Raw genomic sequence first — 3,113 nt, 5'->3', positions numbered from 1 at the left:
AACGTCGAAGCGTCGATGTCCTCACCGTCCTCACTGCTGCACTGGACCCGCCGCATGATCGAGATCCGCAAACAGAACAAGGCCTTCGGCCTCGGGTCCTACACGGAACTCCAGTCGTCGAACCCCGCGGTGATCGCGTTCCTGCGCGAATACAAGGACGACCTCGTCCTCTGCGTCCACAACTTCTCCCGCTTCGCCCAGCCGACGGAGCTGGACCTGCGGGCGTTCAACAGGAGGAACCCGGTCGAGCTGATCGGCGGGGTGCGTTTCCCGGCGATCGGTGAGCTGCCGTACCTGCTCACCCTCGCAGGCCACGGCTTCTACTGGTTCCGGCTGCGCGAGGACGCCGCGTAGAACCCTGGCGGGGCGGCGGTTTCCCCCGTCCCGCCTTGGGCACGCATCAGTAACACCCCGACTCCCCCGGTTTTCGGGTCCCTGGGTCTCCGGGGCCCCGGCTCTCCGAGTTACCGAGTCACCGGGTCTCCGGGTCCCTAGATCCCTTGGTCACTGGGGAAAGGACGCGCCGTCATGTCGGAAGCCGCAACCCACTCTGCCACGGCCCCCGTCGCACGCCCCGAGTTGCTCGCGTCGCTCGATCCGTTGCTGCGGGAATGGCTGCCACGGCAGCGGTGGTTCGCGGGCAAGGGGCGTCCGGTGACCGGTTTCTCTCTGGTGACGGCCAACGAACTGCTGCCGCTGACTGGGCAGTTGGGCCTGTTCCATCTTCTCGTACGGGCACACCAGCCCCTCACTCCGGCTCGGGGGGCCGCCGCGCACCCCGGCGGCGACTGCTACCAGCTGCTGATCGGCGTACGGGAGGCGCTGCCACCACGGCTCGCGCCCGCGCTGATCGGGCACGTGACGGAAGGGCCGCTGGCCGGGCGCACCGTGTACGAGGCGCTGCACGACCCGCGCCCCGCCGACATACTCCTGGAAGCACTGCGCACCCGGGCCCGCGTCGGCGAACTCCGCTTCGAACGGGACCGGCGCCAGGAGATCCGGGGCGATCTGATGCCACGGCTGGTGACATCGGAACAGTCCAACTCGTCTCTCGTCTACGGAGATACGTTAATCCTGAAGCTGTTGCGCCGCACCGCGCCCGGGATCAACCCCGACCTGGAGCTGCCGCTGGCGCTGTCCCGGGAGGGCTGTCCGCGGGTGCCGGCGCCGGCGGCGTGGATGGTCGCCGACGTGGACGAGGAGACGTACGTCCTCGGAGTGCTGCAACCCTTCGTCCGGGGCGCGACGGACGGCTGGGAACTCGCGCTGCGCGAACTGGGCAAGGGTGAGGACTTCCCCGAGGACTTCAGCAGGAACCTCGGCGGGGAAGGCTTCCGCGGGGAGGCCTCCCGTGGCGAGGCCTCCCGTGGGGAAGGCTTAGGCGGGCAAGGCTTCGGCGAGGAGGCGCGGGCGCTGGGGCGGGCCACCGCCGAGGTGCACACGGCGCTCGCCCGCGCGCTGCCCACGGTCACCTGGGGACGCGCGCAGCTGGCACTGCTCGTCGACGGCATGACCGAGCGCCTGGAGGCGGCGGCGCAGGCGGTACCCGCGCTGCGTCCGTACGCTCCCGGACTGCGGACGGCCTTCTCCGCGCTGGCCGATCTGACCGCCGAGGGGCAGACCTGGACCGCGCAGCGCATCCACGGGGATCTGCACCTCGGCCAGTGCCTGCGCTCGCCCTCCGGAAAATGGTCGCTCATAGACTTCGAGGGCGAACCGTCGAAACCGCTCGCCGAGCGCCGCATGCCACAGCCATCCGTGCGGGACATCGCCGGAATGCTCCGTTCCTTCGACTACGCGGCCCGGTCGCACCACCCGCCGGCGCCCGGCTGGGCCGACACCTGCCGGGCCGCTTACTGCTCCGGGTACGCGGAGGTCGCCGGGCGTGACCCGCGTACCGACCCCGTCCTGCTGCGCGCCTACGAGACGGACAAGGCGGTCTACGAAGTCCTGTACGAAGCCCGGCACCGGCCCGACTGGCTGCCGGTGCCGATGGCGGCGGTTCGCCGGCTCGCCGCATCTCCCTGACGTTCCCTCCCACCTCACCCTGCCGAGGAGGCCCTGCCCGTGACGTCCCGCCCTCCGTCCGACGACAGTCCGAAGAAGAACGGTGCCGAGGAGACGGCTGCCGCCAAGAAGACGGCGGCCAAGAAGTCGGTGAGCAAGAAGACGGTGAGCAAGAAGACGGTGGCCAAGAAGCCCGCCGCGAGCAAAGCCGCGAAGGCCAAGAAGGGGGTGAAAGTTACGAAGGTCGCCAAGGCGACGAAAGCGGCGAAGAAGGTTCCTGAGCCTGCCGCTGTCGTCGGACCTCCCCTGTTCGCCGGTGTCGGTGCCGGTGACCGGGAACTGCTGCTCTCCGGGACGCACCACAATCCGCACGGCGTCCTCGGCGCCCATCCGGTGCCGGGCGGCGTGGCCTTCCGGGCCTTCAGGCCGTACGCGCAGACGGTGTCCGTCGTGACGGACGACCTGCGCGCCGAGCTGCACGACGACGGGGACGGATTCTTCTCGGGGCTGCTGCCGCTGCGCGCGGTCCCGGCGTCGTACCGGCTCCTCGTGGCGTACGAGGGGACGGTCCAGGACACCGAGGACGCGTACCGCTTCCTGCCCGCGCTGGGCGAGTTCGATCTGCATCTGCTCGGCGAGGGCCGTCACGAGGAGCTGTGGCGGGCGCTCGGTGCGGAGCCGATGGTGCACCAGGGCGTGACCGGCACCCGTTTCACGGTCTGGGCTCCGAACGCGCGCGGCGTCCGCGTCGCCGGCACTTTCAACTTCTGGGACGGCACGGGATATCCGATGCGGTCGCTCGGCTCCTCCGGAGTGTGGGAACTGTTCGTTCCCGCGATCGGCGAGGGTGAGCTCTACAAGTTCGAGATCACCCGCCCCGACGGCTCACGCACGCTGCGGGCCGACCCGATGGCCCGGCGTACCGAGGTCCCGCCCCGCACGTCGTCGATCATTCATGCCTCGCATCACACCTGGCAGGACGAGGAATGGATGTCGCGGCGAGGGGCGACGCCGGTGCACGAGGCGCCGTTCTCGGTCTACGAGGTCCACCTCCCGTCCTGGCGCCCCGGTCTGACGTACCGCCAGCTCGCCGACCAGCTCCCCGC

At 70.2% G+C, this 3,113-nt stretch carries 2 protein-coding genes and 1 pseudogene; all 3 read left to right on the top strand.

The window, feature by feature from the left end; all coding sequences use genetic code 11:
• On the top strand, positions 1-354 hold a 354-nt coding region (locus AB0D57_RS47435; protein ID WP_362088725.1), incomplete at its 5' end, for an alpha-glucosidase C-terminal domain-containing protein.
• Between the two features lie 174 nt (positions 355-528).
• Positions 529-2,028, top strand: a complete 1,500-nt coding sequence (locus AB0D57_RS47430; protein ID WP_362088724.1) for a maltokinase — start codon at positions 529-531, stop codon at positions 2,026-2,028.
• 39 nt (positions 2,029-2,067) lie between these two features.
• A pseudogene (locus AB0D57_RS47425) lies at positions 2,068-3,113 on the top strand (1,4-alpha-glucan branching enzyme); the annotation flags it as partial.

Source organism: Streptomyces sp. NPDC048275 (genome assembly GCF_040652275.1).
Taxonomy (GTDB): Bacteria; Actinomycetota; Actinomycetes; order Streptomycetales; family Streptomycetaceae; genus Streptomyces.
Note: the sequence above shows the minus strand (reverse complement) of the source record. Positions and strands in the feature narration are given on the sequence as shown.